This window comes from uncultured Jatrophihabitans sp. (genome assembly GCF_964244045.1).
In the GTDB taxonomy this organism is placed as follows: Bacteria; Actinomycetota; Actinomycetes; order Mycobacteriales; family Jatrophihabitantaceae; genus Jatrophihabitans.
Window position 1 is genome coordinate 26335 of record NZ_CAXTHK010000023.1, and the last position, 13389, is coordinate 39723.

Annotated in this window: 18 protein-coding genes; 16 read left to right on the forward strand and 2 right to left on the reverse strand. The window is 66.5% G+C overall.

Annotated elements, in window-relative coordinates; all coding sequences use genetic code 11:
• The first annotated feature begins 109 nt into the window (after positions 1-109).
• From queC to dbpB (ACFFC4_RS16035), 8 genes are read left to right on the forward strand one after another with little or no spacing between them, the layout of a single operon-like run.
• Positions 110-811, forward strand: a complete 702-nt coding sequence (gene queC / locus ACFFC4_RS16000; RefSeq protein WP_375502634.1) for a 7-cyano-7-deazaguanine synthase QueC — start codon at positions 110-112, stop codon at positions 809-811.
• A gap of 6 nt (positions 812-817) precedes the next feature.
• Positions 818-1459: a 7-carboxy-7-deazaguanine synthase gene (gene queE / locus ACFFC4_RS16005; RefSeq protein ID WP_375502636.1), complete on the forward strand. Its 642-nt coding sequence runs from the start codon at positions 818-820 to the stop codon at positions 1457-1459.
• The gene (gene queD / locus ACFFC4_RS16010; RefSeq protein ID WP_375502638.1) at positions 1459-1818 is read left to right on the forward strand and encodes a 6-carboxytetrahydropterin synthase QueD; all 360 of its coding nucleotides are present in this window, start codon (positions 1459-1461) and stop codon (positions 1816-1818) included. The genes queE and queD overlap by 1 nt, the downstream gene beginning before the upstream one ends.
• Complete coding sequence (gene folE2 / locus ACFFC4_RS16015) at positions 1815-2681, forward strand: GTP cyclohydrolase FolE2 (RefSeq protein ID WP_375502640.1); 867 nt, start codon at positions 1815-1817, stop codon at positions 2679-2681. The genes queD and folE2 overlap by 4 nt, the downstream gene beginning before the upstream one ends.
• Complete coding sequence (locus tag ACFFC4_RS16020; RefSeq protein WP_375502642.1) at positions 2678-3625, forward strand: hypothetical protein; 948 nt, start codon at positions 2678-2680, stop codon at positions 3623-3625. Before folE2 ends, ACFFC4_RS16020 begins: the two co-directional genes overlap by 4 nt.
• Positions 3622-4764: a DGQHR domain-containing protein DpdB gene (gene dbpB / locus ACFFC4_RS16025; protein WP_375502644.1), complete on the forward strand. Its 1143-nt coding sequence runs from the start codon at positions 3622-3624 to the stop codon at positions 4762-4764. Before ACFFC4_RS16020 ends, dbpB (ACFFC4_RS16025) begins: the two co-directional genes overlap by 4 nt.
• Complete coding sequence (dpdA, locus tag ACFFC4_RS16030; RefSeq protein ID WP_375502646.1) at positions 4761-6005, forward strand: tRNA-guanine transglycosylase DpdA; 1245 nt, start codon at positions 4761-4763, stop codon at positions 6003-6005. Before dbpB (ACFFC4_RS16025) ends, dpdA begins: the two co-directional genes overlap by 4 nt.
• Positions 6002-7189 (forward strand): DGQHR domain-containing protein DpdB, encoded by a 1188-nt coding sequence (gene dbpB / locus ACFFC4_RS16035; protein ID WP_375502648.1) that lies wholly within the window; start codon positions 6002-6004, stop codon positions 7187-7189. The genes dpdA and dbpB (ACFFC4_RS16035) overlap by 4 nt, the downstream gene beginning before the upstream one ends.
• A 593-nt stretch (positions 7190-7782) precedes the next feature.
• On the opposite strand, the gene ACFFC4_RS16040 is transcribed toward dbpB (ACFFC4_RS16035), so the two are convergent.
• Together ACFFC4_RS16040 and ACFFC4_RS16045 are read right to left on the reverse strand one after the other, a co-directional pair.
• Positions 7783-8706: a M48 family metalloprotease gene (locus ACFFC4_RS16040; protein ID WP_375502650.1), complete on the reverse strand. Its 924-nt coding sequence runs from the start codon at positions 8704-8706 to the stop codon at positions 7783-7785.
• A 493-nt stretch (positions 8707-9199) separates the two neighbouring features.
• Positions 9200-9403, reverse strand: a complete 204-nt coding sequence (locus ACFFC4_RS16045) for a helix-turn-helix transcriptional regulator (RefSeq protein ID WP_375502652.1) — start codon at positions 9401-9403, stop codon at positions 9200-9202.
• Between the two features lie 102 nt (positions 9404-9505).
• Between ACFFC4_RS16045 and ACFFC4_RS16050 the strand changes: the two genes are divergently transcribed.
• From ACFFC4_RS16050 to ACFFC4_RS16085, 8 genes are read left to right on the forward strand one after another with little or no spacing between them, the layout of a single operon-like run.
• Entirely contained in the window at positions 9506-9754 is a 249-nt protein-coding gene (locus tag ACFFC4_RS16050; RefSeq protein ID WP_375502654.1) for a hypothetical protein, read from the forward strand.
• A complete protein-coding gene (locus ACFFC4_RS16055) occupies positions 9751-10125 on the forward strand; it encodes a hypothetical protein (protein WP_375502656.1) in 375 nt (124 codons plus the stop codon). The genes ACFFC4_RS16050 and ACFFC4_RS16055 overlap by 4 nt, the downstream gene beginning before the upstream one ends.
• Positions 10126-10176: 51 nt before the next feature.
• Positions 10177-10605: a hypothetical protein gene (locus tag ACFFC4_RS16060; RefSeq protein WP_375502658.1), complete on the forward strand. Its 429-nt coding sequence runs from the start codon at positions 10177-10179 to the stop codon at positions 10603-10605.
• Positions 10605-11126 (forward strand): hypothetical protein, encoded by a 522-nt coding sequence (locus ACFFC4_RS16065; RefSeq protein ID WP_375502660.1) that lies wholly within the window; start codon positions 10605-10607, stop codon positions 11124-11126. Before ACFFC4_RS16060 ends, ACFFC4_RS16065 begins: the two co-directional genes overlap by 1 nt.
• Complete coding sequence (locus ACFFC4_RS16070; protein WP_375502662.1) at positions 11123-11281, forward strand: hypothetical protein; 159 nt, start codon at positions 11123-11125, stop codon at positions 11279-11281. Before ACFFC4_RS16065 ends, ACFFC4_RS16070 begins: the two co-directional genes overlap by 4 nt.
• Positions 11278-11628, forward strand: a complete 351-nt coding sequence (locus tag ACFFC4_RS16075) for a hypothetical protein (RefSeq protein ID WP_375502664.1) — start codon at positions 11278-11280, stop codon at positions 11626-11628. Before ACFFC4_RS16070 ends, ACFFC4_RS16075 begins: the two co-directional genes overlap by 4 nt.
• 1 nt (position 11629) lies before the next feature.
• A complete protein-coding gene (locus ACFFC4_RS16080; protein WP_375502666.1) occupies positions 11630-12319 on the forward strand; it encodes a DUF6349 family protein in 690 nt (229 codons plus the stop codon).
• Entirely contained in the window at positions 12316-13389 is a 1074-nt protein-coding gene (locus tag ACFFC4_RS16085) for a helix-turn-helix domain containing protein (RefSeq protein WP_375502668.1), read from the forward strand. Before ACFFC4_RS16080 ends, ACFFC4_RS16085 begins: the two co-directional genes overlap by 4 nt.

The following is a 13389-nucleotide window of genomic DNA, read 5'->3' on the forward strand; positions in this document are numbered from 1 at the left end:
GTAATGTGATTTCCATGGAGTCGACCGGGGTCAATAACTGCAGGAAGACCCTCTTCGCACAGCCGCAGTTGTCCGGCGATGCCCGGACGGAAGGACAGGTGCCAACAGGATGAACGATCACAGACCAGCCGTGGTCCTGCTCAGTGGGGGCCTGGACTCATCCACCGTGCTGGCGATCGCCCAGCATGAGGGGTACGAGCCGTACGCGCTGAGCTTCCGATACGGGCAGCGCCACTCCGTGGAGTTGGACGCCGCGAAGCGGGTCGCCGAGACTGCCGGCGTCGCCCGGCACGTGATCGCCGACATCGATCTGCGGACCTTCGGCGGCTCCGCCCTGACCGACGACCTGGATGTGCCGCACCACGACAGCGTCGATGACCTGGACTCGGACGGCATCCCGATCACTTACGTGCCAGCTCGTAACACGGTGTTCTTGTCCTTCGCCCTGGCCTGGGCCGAGACCCTGGGTGCGAGCGATGTTTTCATCGGTGTGAATGCGCTGGATTACTCCGGCTACCCGGACTGCCGCCCGGAGTACATCGCCGCATACGAGGCGATGGCCAACCTCGCCACGAAGGCCGGCGTTGAGGGCACCCAGAAGCTGAAGATCCACACGCCGCTGATTGACCTGACGAAGTCGGAGACGATCGCGCGCGGCCTCGAGTTGGGGGTCGACTATGCGCTGACGCACAGCTGTTACGACCCGAGTCCGGACGGGCAGGCCTGCGGCACCTGCGACTCGTGCCTGCTGCGGGGTCGCGGGTTCGCCGAACTCGGCCTGACCGACCCGGCACTGGAACCGGTCGGCTAGCCGATCGTGACTTACCGGCTGAAGGAAATCTTCTACACCCTTCAAGGTGAGGGCAGCCACGTCGGCCGCCCCTCAGTATTCGCCCGTTTCACCAGCTGCAACCTGTGGACCGGCCGCGAATCGGATCGGCACCGAGCAATCTGCCAATTCTGCGACACCGACTTCGTCGGCACAGATGGACCCGGTGGCGGCCGGTTCGACACGGCCGATTCGCTGGCAGACGCGATCTCTGCAGCTTGGGGCGGGCAGGCGCACCCGGCAGCGGAGCCATATGTGGTGTGCACAGGCGGCGAACCGCTCCTGCAACTGGACACGGCCGCGGTCGAGGCAATGCACGCGCGCGGCTTCACCGTGGCGGTCGAAACCAACGGCACTCAACCCGCCCCGGCCGGGTTGGACTGGATCTGCGTCAGCCCGAAGGCAGGCGCACCCCTGGCCCTGACCGCTGGTCACGACCTGAAGTTGGTGTTCCCGCAAGATGGCGCGCCACCGGAGGCGTTCGAACACCTGGCGTTCGAGCGGTTCCTGCTCCAGCCAATGGACGGCCCGGATCGCGACAAAAACGCCCGCTTAGCCGTCGAGTATTGCCTCGCCCACCCGCAATGGCGTCTGAGCCTGCAGACCCACAAGTATCTGGGGATCCCGTAATGGACATCTTCCGCGAGTTCACCTTCGAAGCAGCCCACAGCCTGCCCCACGTCCCCGAAGGACACAAGTGCGCCCGCCTACATGGACACTCTTACCGCCTGGAGGTGCACGTACGCGGGGATGTAGACCCGGTCAGCGGCATGGTCATGGACTTCGCCGACATCAAAGCAGCGTTCAAGCCCCTCGTAGACAAGCTGGATCACTATTACCTCAACGAGGTCGAGGGCCTCGAAAACCCGACCAGTGAGAACCTGGCCCGCTGGGCCTGGAAGCACCTCGAGGGCGTGCTGCCGCTGGCGCGGATCGTGGTCCGCGAGACCTGCACCTCCGGCGCCTCCTACGCCGGAGACCAATCTTGACCACCCGCCACACCACCCCGCCGACAGGTGCAATCGGGGTGCTGGAGGACGTCCAGGGCCGCCCAGACACGCGGGGCATCGCGATCGACGAGGTCGGGATCTGCGGACTGCGCTACCCGATCGCCGTGTGGGACCGGGCGCGTGCCAAACAGGACACCATCGCCGAGATCTCACTGGCCGTCGCGCTGCCGGCCGAGGTCAAGGGGACTCACATGAGCCGGTTCCTTGAGATCCTCGACGAGCACTCCGGCGAACTGACCCAACGCACTCTGCCCGACCTACTGCGCCAGATCCACCAACGGCTAGACACCGACGACGCGCAGATCACGATCGCGTTCCCGTACTTTCTGCCGCGCTCGGCGCCGGTCACCGGCGCGACCGCCCTGATGGACTACGCCTGCCAGTTCCACGCCCGCCTCACCACTGCAGGACTGCAGTTCACGCTGCAGGTCGCAGTGCCGGTGACCAGCGTGTGCCCGTGCTCCAAAGCGATCAGCGACTACGGCGCTCACAATCAGCGCGGCACCATCACTATCGCCGTCACACCCCAGCAGCATGACGGCAAGTTGGAGTTGGTCTGGATCGAAGAACTCATCGCCGTGGCCGAGGCCGCCGCGTCCAGCCCGGTGTATCCGCTGCTCAAGCGGGCCGACGAGCGGCACGTCACCATGGCCGGCTTCGACCACCCCGTCTTCGTCGAAGACATGGTCCGCGAAGTCGCCTCTCAACTGCGTGCCGATGAACGGGTCGCCAGGTTCACCGTGGAGGCGGTCAACGACGAGAGCATTCACAACCACGCCGCCTTCGCCCGACTGGCGCACACCTCCACGTTGACCAGCGGTCAGCAGGCATCGCCGTCGTGACGACTCGACGCCGGCGCCTCCACATCGTGGTCACCTGCGCCAACCGCAAACGCGTCACCGTACCCGCGGCCCTGCACCTGCGGCGCACCCACGGGACGCGCACCGGTCAGCGGGCTCTGAGGTGGATCGAGCGCATCGTTAGCGCGAATACCGTCGACACCGTGTCGGCGCGCGACTTGTATGCCGGCGAGCATTGGGACATCGCCCGCAACCTTCCGGCCGCAGCCAGTGGTTTCGTGCATCCGACGCTGTGGGTGGCTTCGGCCGGCTGGGGGCTCATCCCGGCCGAAGCGCCAATTCGGCCTTACTCCGCCACCTTCAGTCCCCGACACCTGGACTCGGTCGCGTCCGACATAATTGGAACCCAAGCCTGGTGGGAGGCACTGGCCACCTGGGAAGGCCCCACCAAGGGTGCCGCCCGCTCGGTGACCGCCCTGATCAGCGAGCATCCTCGCGACCGTGTGCTGCTGGTCCTGTCCCAGCCCTACCTGGCCGCCTGCAGCACCGACTTGCACGGCGCGCTCCAGCGGGCGGCGGCAGGGCAAGTCAGCGTTATCGCCGCCGGCGCCACTGGCGCCGGCGGCCACGCCGCTCTTGCCGACGTGCTGCTGCCGGCCGACGCCCGCCTGCAGCACCACATCGGGGGAACGCGCGGATCACTCAACGTTCGCATCGCCAAACACGTGCTCATGGCGGGCCTGAGCGATCACGCGGCCATGAGTGAGCAGCTACGCCGACAACTCGCGGAAGCACCCATGCTGGTGTCTTACGGTCGGCGGCGCCTCAGCGACGAGGACGTCCTGGCGTTCATCCGCACACGACTGACGGCGGACACGACGCTGACCCACAGCCGCCTGCTGCGCGTCCTGCGCGATGCCGGCCTGGCCTGCGAACAAGCCCGCTTCAAGGGCCTGTTCGCCACCGCGACAAGGAGCCTGTCGTGACCCGCGCCGCTTTAAGACCGATGCTGGCCAAGCGAGCGCTGCGCCTGAACCAGGCACCCGGATCGCAGTTGTATGTCTTCAGTCTTACGGCTCCGGAGATCTCGCGACTGACCGACATCTCTCGAGTGAGCCGAGACGAACGTGGTGACCTGATCGGCTACCAACGCCCTGAAGTACGCCAGCACGTCCAGGAGATCGTGGACTACCTGGATAGCGACGAGGTGATCTTCCCTAATGCGATTATCATCGCGCTGCCCTCGACGGTGCACTTCTCCGCGAGCCGTGGCCCCCAGTCCGGGAAGGTCAGCGACGACGACGCCGGCTGCACCGGCATCCTCCAGATCCCGCTACCGGTCGGCAACGAGGCGAAGCCCGGCTGGATCGTTGATGGTCAGCAGCGCACGGTCGCGCTGGACAAGGCCCAGAGGCAGGACCTGTCCGTACTGGTCACCGCCTTTGTCGCCGACAACGTCGAAGTGCAGCGCGACCAGTTTGTACGCATCAACAACACCAAACCTCTGCCGCGAGGCTTGGTTACTGAGTTGCTGCCCACTATCAGCAGCCCACTCTCTCCCCGGCTCGCCATCAAACAAGCACCCTCTGAACTGTGCGATCTCCTGAACAAGCAGGAGCCCTTCGAAGGCCTCATTCGTCGTCCCTCGACTCCGGGCGACGAACGCACGAGCGCTGTGATCACCGATAGCAGTGTTGTTGCCATGCTCCAGGAAAGCCTCGCGGGAGGCTCCCTGTTCGTGTATCGCGACATGAGCAGCGGTGAGACCGACTACTTGAGCGTGATCAAAGCAGTCACGCTCTACTGGACGTGCGTCCGCGACACCTTCCCCGACGCCTGGGGGCGACCGCCGGAAGAGAGCCGTCTCATGCATGGCGCCGGCATTCGCGCGATGGGCAAGCTGATGGATTGGATCATGCGCTCGCTCGACCTCGAGGACGAGTCCACTCCGAAGCAGGTTATGGACGAATTGGCCCTTGTTGCTCCCCACTGCCGCTGGACCGACGGCATCTGGGACGGGCTCGGCCTGAAGTGGAACGCGATTCAAAACAACAGCCGCCACATCAGCGAGTTGTCGAACCACCTTCTCCGCCTATACACCCACGCCCGGACAGCACGCCGATGAAGTTCTACTTCCCCGACAGTCAGGACCAGATCGATCCCTCTTTCAACTTCATCACCGAAGAACGCTCGATCTACCGTGTTCGGCAACGCGATGATCACTATGCCCACGAGGCACTCTGTTCTGCCCCTTTCGACGGTATTCTGGTCTCCAAAGCGATCGTCGACGGGTTGCCTGGTGCGACCGGCAAGTACACCGTTGCCCAACGGCAACGCTTCTACCGTGCGGGAGTGCAGAAGTTCTTCCGACTCGACCGTACCGACGGGACGCCCATAGACACCCTCGGCGACTGCGGCGCCTTCACGTACGTCCGCGACGACGTCCCGCCCTACACCGTCGACGAGGTGATCGACTTCTATGACGGCGCCGGCTTCAACCTCGGGATCTCCATCGACCACGTCGTCCTCGGCTATGACATCAACGCGGACCAAGACCCCGCCCACCCACTGCGCCGGGAATGGCAGCGCCGACAAGATCTCACGATCGAGCTCGCCGCTGAGTTCCGCAGCCGAGCGCGCACCCGCAAGGTACATTTCCAGCCAATCGGAGTTGCCCACGGGTGGAGCCCCAGCTCCTATGCGAGCGCAGTTCAGGCCCTTCAACGCATTGGCTACACGCGCATCGCGCTTGGCGGAATGGTCCCTCTCAAGACCCGCGACATCCTGACCTGCCTGCAGGCAGTCAGAGCAGTCCGACGACCCCGGACGCAACTCCACCTGCTGGGCATCACGCGATGCGAGAACGTCGAGGCGTTCGCTGCCGCCGGGGTGACGAGTTTCGACTCCACCTCGCCGTTCCGGCAATCCTTCAAAGACGACACCGACAACTATTACGCGCTGAACCGCACCTACACCGCGTTACGTGTTCCCCAGGTCGACGCCAACCCCAAGCTAAAAGCCCGCATCCGCGCCGGTCAAGTACCGCAAGCGGAAGCCATCCGCCTCGAACAGCACTGCTTGACCTCGTTACGCGGCTACGCGCAAGGCACCACATCGATTGACACCGTCCTTCAAGCACTCGGTGAGTACGACCAGTTATGCGACGGCAGAAAAGACCGCACCGCCGCCTATCGGGACACGCTCGAGAATCAACCCTGGAAGACGTGCGCTTGCGGCCTTTGCCGAGAACTGAGCATTGAGATCGCTGTATTCCGCGGAGCCGAGCGCAACAAGCGTCGCGGATTCCACAACCTTCACGTGTTCCGGCAACGACTTGATCGCGAACTGGAGGGCACTGCAGCATGACACGAACCCACACCGCACGATCTACGTCGACTCGAGCAAAGGACACCGAACCGCTCTCAGAGATTCGGGTCCCCGCCTTGCAGGTGAGACAGGGCCCCAATCGCGTGCTATACAGCTTCGCCGTCGATGGAAAGCAACTGCCTCGCTTCACAACGATCTCCCGAATTCACCGCGACGGCCACTCGGGCGTTCAGGGTTACCAACGGCCCGAAGTCCTGTCTCATATTGCCGCGATCCGCAAGTATCTCGAGTCCGACGACCCAATGATCCCGAACGCGATCGTGATCGCTTTCGACAAGCGCGTGGTCTTCGAACCCGGCGGTGTCAGTGATGGATACACCCAGGGAGGCACGCTTGTGATCCCTGTTGACTCGGCGGTGCTTGACGAGGACAAGCCAGGATGGATCGTTGACGGGCAACAACGTTGCGCGGCCATCCGCGAATCCCGGCTGAACGCATTTCCGATCTGCGTGACCGCGTTCATTACCGAGTCAGACGCGGAGCAACGGTCCCAGTTCATATTGGTCAACTCCACCAAGCCGCTGCCGAAAGGATTGATCTACGAACTGCTGCCCTCCACGGTCGGGGCCTTACCCGCGACCCTGCAGTTACGTCGATTTCCGGCCGCGCTGCTTGACCGCTTAAACTATGACGAAGACTCACCGCTGCAATTGCTGGTCCAGACGCCCACCAACCCTCAAGGCGTCATCAAGGACAACTCGATCCTACGGATGCTCGAGAACAGCCTCAGCGACGGCGCCCTCTACCAGTACCGACACCCCGGAGCTGAACGCGGCGACGCCGAAGCCATGCTTTCACTTCTCAAGGACTTCTGGGTCGCCGTCCGCAACACCTTCCCCGCTGCCTGGGGACAAACGCCGCGACGCTCGAGGCTCATGCACGGAGTCGGCATCACAAGTACAGGCTTCCTCATGGATGCCATCGTCGACCGCTACGCACACCTTCGAGTCCCGTCTGTAGAGGACTTCGAATACGACCTGTGGGAGATCGCAGATCTCTGCCAGTGGACTGAGGGCACCTGGCAGTTCGACACTGACCATCACCGTAAATGGAACGACCTGCAGAACACACCACGCGACATCCAGTTACTGACCAACTACCTGCTCAACCAGTACCGCGCACGGACGTTCCGTCGCCGCGTCCGTAAGCAGAGCCGCGCGTAGGGGCTGCGTAGTTCAGCCGCGGCCAGGGTCGAGACGCAGTCTCGTGCTGGACGGCCTGCTGCGATCTCGGGCGGCCTGGTGAAGGGCCTTGCTGCCGACTGATCTCGCGCCCCTCGACCTGAGCCGCGACAAACCTTCCCGCAGGCACTGTGCTGATCCCCGGTGAGGTGTTCGGCACCGAGCAGGAGGAGCTCACGGTCGTGCCGTCACAGACTGACCCGCATCGGTGTCTTGCGCACCACCTCGATGCAACCCGGCCGACTCACCAACACCGAGCGGCCCGTCGAGGACCGGTGGCAACGACTGGTAAGCCCGTTCCTGACGGCGCTTGTCCAAGCCGACAACTGGTCGACGTTCGCGGCCAACTCGACCAGGGCGCCGCGGTCGGCATTGATGTCGCCCACAAGCTTCCTCGACTGGCCGTCCGCGACCCCCAGATGCCGACCAGCCAGCCAGATGCCGCTGGCCCGCGCACCCCGACGCCTGGCCCTACAGACACACCGACGCCGCCCCCGCCCGGGGAGATGCGGCCGCCACCGGCTGCTACCGTCCGCCTTCGAGCGGACGCCGGATCTAGCGAACCAGCAGGACGCTCAGCCGGGCAGTGTCATGTTGAGCCGGTCGATGCGACTGCCCACGTCCGGGTGCCGCGACACGATCCGCGTCGACCACCCCGGCCGCCGACCGCGGCCACCGTCGAGGACCTCGAGCGCGAGCGCAAGGTGCGGACCCAGACCGATACGTGCCGCGTAACGGTCGGCCGCATACTCGCTGCGTCGACTCACCGCAGCATCAGCCAAAGGGCAGACCACCGCGGCGAGCCCGAGACCACCGAGCACCATCGCGACCGCCCAGTGCTGCTGCTGCATGGCCTGCACGATGGCGACCACCACGCCGGCGACGACCACGAGCGCGAGCAGCCGGCGAGGCTGCCGGTGGGCGAAGGTCAACGCGAGCGCGGTGATCAGTCGGGACAGGAACCGCCACGGCGCCGACAGCCACATCGTCACCAGCGCGAACTGGGTCGCCCTCGTCTCGACGTGCCCGATTTCGTGGGTCAGGATCGAGACCATATGTGCCACCCCGAGTCTCCGTGCTTGAAATTCACCTACAACCCCGGTCGTGACGGCGACGCTGCGCCCACCCGCTGCGTAGGCATTCGGGTCGCGGGAGCGCTGCACGTAGAGATCGACCTGGTCCGGGCGTAGCTGGGCGTAGCCGAGAGCCTGGGCCCACAGCGGCGCCAACACCGCGGTCTGCTGAGCGGGGGGACGGCGGAAACCGCACCCGATGCGGACCGCGATCCGCTCTCCTCGGCCCGTGAATCCGGCCGCCCCGGAGGCCAGCCAGCCCAGCAGCACCAGCCTCTCCCATGCGCCGAGCCAGCTGAACAGCACCAGCAAGGTCAGCAGGCTGCCGATCATCGCCGGCAGCGCAGCCACCGATCGCCAGGCGCCGAAATGGCCCTCCCGGCGTCGACCGGCGTGTGGTGCCGCGTAGGCGCACATCGTCGTCATTCTGACCGACCTCCTCAGCTGCTGTCTCCGTCTGGTCAGAGTGACACCACGTAGTGACACACCTCGGGTCCGCTTGAGTCGTCACCGCCGAGCGCGCCTGCCTTCCGATCACCCGGCGCGCAGCCTGGACTACCGACTGGCCAACGTGGCACTCGATCGCACCGCCGCCGACCGGGTGCACTTCGACGTCGACAAGCGCTTCCACGGACTCACCCCACCGCCGCCTGCACCACCGAGAGACCCCGGATACCGGCAGGGACCACGGCGATGAACCCGCCCGCCAGCAAGAAAATCTGGCACGAAGCACCACCCCGGCGAAATTCGTCAGAAACGTTGGCGCTCGCCTGTCAGTAATGAGCCCATCTTTGCGCCTACTCCCCGTGAAGGGACGACTTCACGAGCAGGAGCAGACATGGTTCACCCGACGATCAGGGACCCAGCACACCTAACACCCGCGACGCTTGCAGTCCGGCAGCCGTACCGAGTCAACTGCTCACCGATCAGGGAGTGGGTGCACGGTCCGGCCGGTGCGCTCGGCCCACGCAAGGAAGTCGCTGCGGCGCCACACGGCGCCCATCCGCAGCTTCTGCAGCGGCGCCGGGAAGTCCTCGGCCGCCGTCAGCTGCGACACCCTCTGACGACTGAGGCCGCCCAGCAGTTCCGCGATCTCCGCAGCTCCCACCAATTCGGTCTCCACCCCGCGGATTGTAGGCGGATGCCTATTAGGCACTTGCCTAGTAGGCATGTGCCTACTAGGCTAGGCACATGCCTAGCCACTCTGATTCCGGAGGCCAGTGAGATGACCGCACCCATCAGCCACAGCCCGCACTACGAGGTCGGCTCCCGGGTGCTCGTGCAGCACCAGGGCCAGACCAAGCACGGGCGCATCAGCTCCATCCACCGCCGCAGCAACGGCACCGAGTTCGTCGTTCGCACCGAGGCCAGCGACGGCGGGATGGGCGGTGTCGTCAACCTCTGGACGACGTCGGACAGCCCGATGGCCCTGCGCCTGGCGCCCGAGCCGGTTCAGGGCGGTACGCAGCGATGACGATCACGACCGACCCAGAGCACCTCATCTGGACCCCGCTCGGTGTGCGGATGGGGTTCACCAGCGAGCGGCAGCAGCGCGAGGAGCTCCTCGCCGCGATCGAGTACATGTCCTGGACCTACGCCCCGGCCCACCCGACCTACCTCGACGGGGCCGCCGTGAAGGCGATCGTCGCCGCGATCTTCCACCGGCGCCGCGACCTGATCGAACTGGTCGGCGTCGCGCAGCTCAACGGCGGCCGCCAGCTGATCGGCCTGCAGGACACCCGAGGTGGACGCAGCTACGTCCTGGACCTCGACGCCGAGGCGATCCACGTGCTCGTCGAGCTTCCCCACCCCCCTGCCACCACCCACCAGTCCCGCGTCGCCTGAGCGCGCCCCACCGCGACCGACGCCGACCCACCACGCCCGAAGGAGCCACACATGACCGAACCCACCGGCTACAGCCCCGATCAGGCGCTGGCCCGAGACCTGCTTGTCACCTCACTGAGCGGCGCAAGCCTGTGCTGGGCCCGCGTGCACGGCTACATCGCCGAAGGCCTCCCCGAGGAGATCCGCGCCGAGGGCATCCACATCCAGGACCGTTCGGTCTGGACCATCAACCTCGCCGACATCACCGACGCGGTCACCGAACTGATCGAGCACCCCGACCTGGTCGCCGCGCCCGGCGCCATCAGCGACGGCCGCACGCTGCCGTACGTCGCAGCCTCCCTTGCCGCCGCCCGCCAGCAGGAACTGCGCCGCGTGGTCGACCTGGACACCGCCGACGCCGACTACAGCGCGACCGAGTCTCACGAGCTGATCGCCGACGTCGTGTTCCAGCTCGCGGCTACCGGCGAGGTGGTCCGCTGATGACCGCCACCGACACGAGCGCCGCGCCCGTTATCACCGACGCAGCCGAGATCACCGACGAGATCCGTACCGCCGCCACCGACCGCAGCGAGCAGCGCGCGCGGGCTTTGATCGCCCAGGGCGTCGACGAGGACGCTGCCGTTACCCAAGCCGCCGACGAAGCCGTCCTGTTCGCCCGCAGCCTGGTCCAACTCGCCCGCCGCGGGCGCACCCTCATCGAGTTGGTCGAGGCCTACGACGGCAACGTCCACCGGCTCCTGCGCGACCTGGGTGACCATCTCAACCTCAGCCTGGCCTACGTCGACCGGGCCACCGTCGAGGCGCACGTCGAACGCACCCTGACCAGTACCGAGTGGGCAGCAGTCAGCGGCCAGTTCACCGCGCTGGACTTCGACGACTACGTCGGCGAGCAGGGCACCTGGCGCACCGCATGGGTCGAGGTCGTCCTGGACAAGGCCGGGGTACCCGGCTACGGCTACACCGCCGACGAAACCGAGGCAGCCGACGGGGCGAAGGAATGAGCGCCCTGATCGACACCCTCGGCGACGAACCGGGCCAGCTCGTGGTCCCCGCCCTCACCGGCAATTACGGCGAACGCCAGATACAGGCCGTCAACGCGGTCAGCAGCGCCGTCAGCCAGTGGGTCGGCCCGATTACCGTTCAGGTGCTCTCATGACCGATCCCAGCAACCACCCGGCCGTCAACCTGGGCGTCGCGAGCGTCACCGATGACCTGGCCAGCGCCGAGGAGATCGCCGAGCTGCGCGGCGAGCAGATGGTTTGGCAGACACTGCTGCACCAGGCATCGTCACAGCTCGCCAACCTCGCCGGCTACCCGCACAGTCGCCTGTGCCGAGCCGCGCTCGATGTCGCCGCCGAACACGTCCGCTCGGCCGAGAAGGTGCTGCGCGCCCTCGACGACGTCCTGGACCCCAAGCAGAGCGACGCAGGCCGCCAGCTGTCGACCCGGTACCTGCGCCAGCGTGTAGAGCGTGAGCAGGACGTCCTGAGGCAGGCGGGTTGACATGGCCACCTCGACGCCCGCCAACCCACTGGATCTGTTCGCCGACCTTGACGCCGCCGCTGAGCGTGAGGCCGAGACCGCCCGCCGGGAAGCGTTCAACACCGCTCCGTCGATCTTCGGCGACCTCGCCCGGGGCTTCTTCACCCGCGTCCGCGCGGCCGCCGCCTGGGACGAGCAGCACGGCCACTTCGACTGTCTGCGCCACTCCCACGCCTGGCGCGAGGAAAACGGTGGCGCGGGCTTCGGTCGTGGCCGCATCGCCCGCAGCGCCGTGTGCCGACCCGCATCGCTGATCGCCGACCTGCGCTGCGAGCACTACGACCACGAATGCAGCTGCGTTGGCGACCTGGTCTATCGGGGCGCATGCCTGCACTGCGCATGGGAGGGCGAGGTGCGCGACGACCATAACGCCGCCGTTGAAGACGCTCACGACCACGCCTGGCCCGGCTGGCGCGACCTGCCCTGCGTACCGCACCGACCTCAGTCCGGCCCCAGCAAGAAGCACGCCGAGGCGATGCAGCGCTGGATCGAGAAGGTCAACGCCGTCTACCCGGAGGGCTGGCTGGAAAGCGGCGGTCCGATCCTCACCATCCGCGGCCGGTACGGCACTCGCCACGTCCCCGCTTACGCCGGCTTCGGCGGCTACGACCTGTGCGGCCGCACTGACACCGAGACGGAGCAGGTCCGGTGAGCGTCCCCCGGACCTGCCCCACCTGCGGATTCACCGGCACCTACGCCACCGACGGCGTCGCCGATTACCACCACAGCACGCACTCCTGCACGCGGCACCTCCACCTGGCCGAGCTCGCGCGGCGTCGCGCCGAACGAGCCGCCAGCGGGACCCGGCGCAACTGCCGCCACAAGCGCACCCACCACATCCATGGCACCCGAGCCGCCTATGTCAAGGACCGCTGCCGCTGCAGGCGCTGCACTCGCGCCAACACCGCCGAGAGCCGCACCTCGCATCGGGAGAGGACCTACGGCCGGTGGGAGCCCTATGTCGACGCTGGGCCCGCCCGTGAACGCATCCTTGCGCTGCGCGAGGCCGGGTTCGGTCTACGGCGCATCGCCAAGCTCGCCAACGTCTCCACCACCACGCTGCGCGCGATAATCGACACCAGCCCCGATGGCCGCATGCCCCGCGACAAGATCCGCCCCGAGACCGCCGAGGCGATCCTGGCAGTCAGCACCGAGCGGGCCTCCAGAGCCGGGTACGCCACCGTTGATCCGATCGGCACCCGCCGCCGCCTGCAGGCCCTCATCGCAATCGGCTGGAGCCTGCCGCAGCTCGCCGCGCACCTGGACCGCACACCCGCCCATTTGGCCCGCACATTGGGCGGGATTCGGGTCACCATCCGCACCGCCGAGCAGGTCCGCGCGCTCTACGACTGCCTGTGGGACCTTCGCCCCCCACAGGACAACAGCGCTGCCCGCGCCGCGGCCGGCGCGGCCCGAGCCCTGGCCGTGCAGAACGGGTGGCTTCCGCCGCTGGCTTGGGACGACATCGACAACGACCCCGACCCCGACCCGCAGCACCCCGACCCGCTACCCGCCGGCGTCGACGACCTCGACGAGATTGCGATCGAACGCGCCGTCATCGGCGACGGCATCCGCCTCGAACAGCTCACCCCCGCCGAGCAGGAGGAAGTCGTGCGCCAACTGACCGAACGAGGCAAGTCGATCCGCCACATCGCCGGTCAGCTCAGCACCACCAAACGCACCGTCTCGCGCCGGCGCAGATCCGCTGCCAGCGCGGCCTAA

What these genes read in the sequence shown, in the direction of transcription:
- queC (WP_375502634.1), top strand. Translation starts at nt 110, where the DNA reads ATGAACGATCACAGACCAGCCGTGGTCCTGCTCAGTGGGGGCCTGGAC.
- queD (WP_375502638.1), top strand. Translation starts at nt 1,459, where the DNA reads ATGGACATCTTCCGCGAGTTCACCTTCGAAGCAGCCCACAGCCTGCCC.
- dpdA (WP_375502646.1), top strand. Translation starts at nt 4,761, where the DNA reads ATGAAGTTCTACTTCCCCGACAGTCAGGACCAGATCGATCCCTCTTTC.
- dbpB (WP_375502648.1), top strand. Translation starts at nt 6,002, where the DNA reads ATGACACGAACCCACACCGCACGATCTACGTCGACTCGAGCAAAGGAC.
- ACFFC4_RS16040 (WP_375502650.1), bottom strand. Translation starts at nt 8,706, where the DNA reads ATGACGACGATGTGCGCCTACGCGGCACCACACGCCGGTCGACGCCGG.
- ACFFC4_RS16050 (WP_375502654.1), top strand. Translation starts at nt 9,506, where the DNA reads ATGACCGCACCCATCAGCCACAGCCCGCACTACGAGGTCGGCTCCCGG.
- ACFFC4_RS16055 (WP_375502656.1), top strand. Translation starts at nt 9,751, where the DNA reads ATGACGATCACGACCGACCCAGAGCACCTCATCTGGACCCCGCTCGGT.
- ACFFC4_RS16060 (WP_375502658.1), top strand. Translation starts at nt 10,177, where the DNA reads ATGACCGAACCCACCGGCTACAGCCCCGATCAGGCGCTGGCCCGAGAC.
- ACFFC4_RS16065 (WP_375502660.1), top strand. Translation starts at nt 10,605, where the DNA reads ATGACCGCCACCGACACGAGCGCCGCGCCCGTTATCACCGACGCAGCC.
- ACFFC4_RS16070 (WP_375502662.1), top strand. Translation starts at nt 11,123, where the DNA reads ATGAGCGCCCTGATCGACACCCTCGGCGACGAACCGGGCCAGCTCGTG.
- ACFFC4_RS16075 (WP_375502664.1), top strand. Translation starts at nt 11,278, where the DNA reads ATGACCGATCCCAGCAACCACCCGGCCGTCAACCTGGGCGTCGCGAGC.
- ACFFC4_RS16080 (WP_375502666.1), top strand. Translation starts at nt 11,630, where the DNA reads ATGGCCACCTCGACGCCCGCCAACCCACTGGATCTGTTCGCCGACCTT.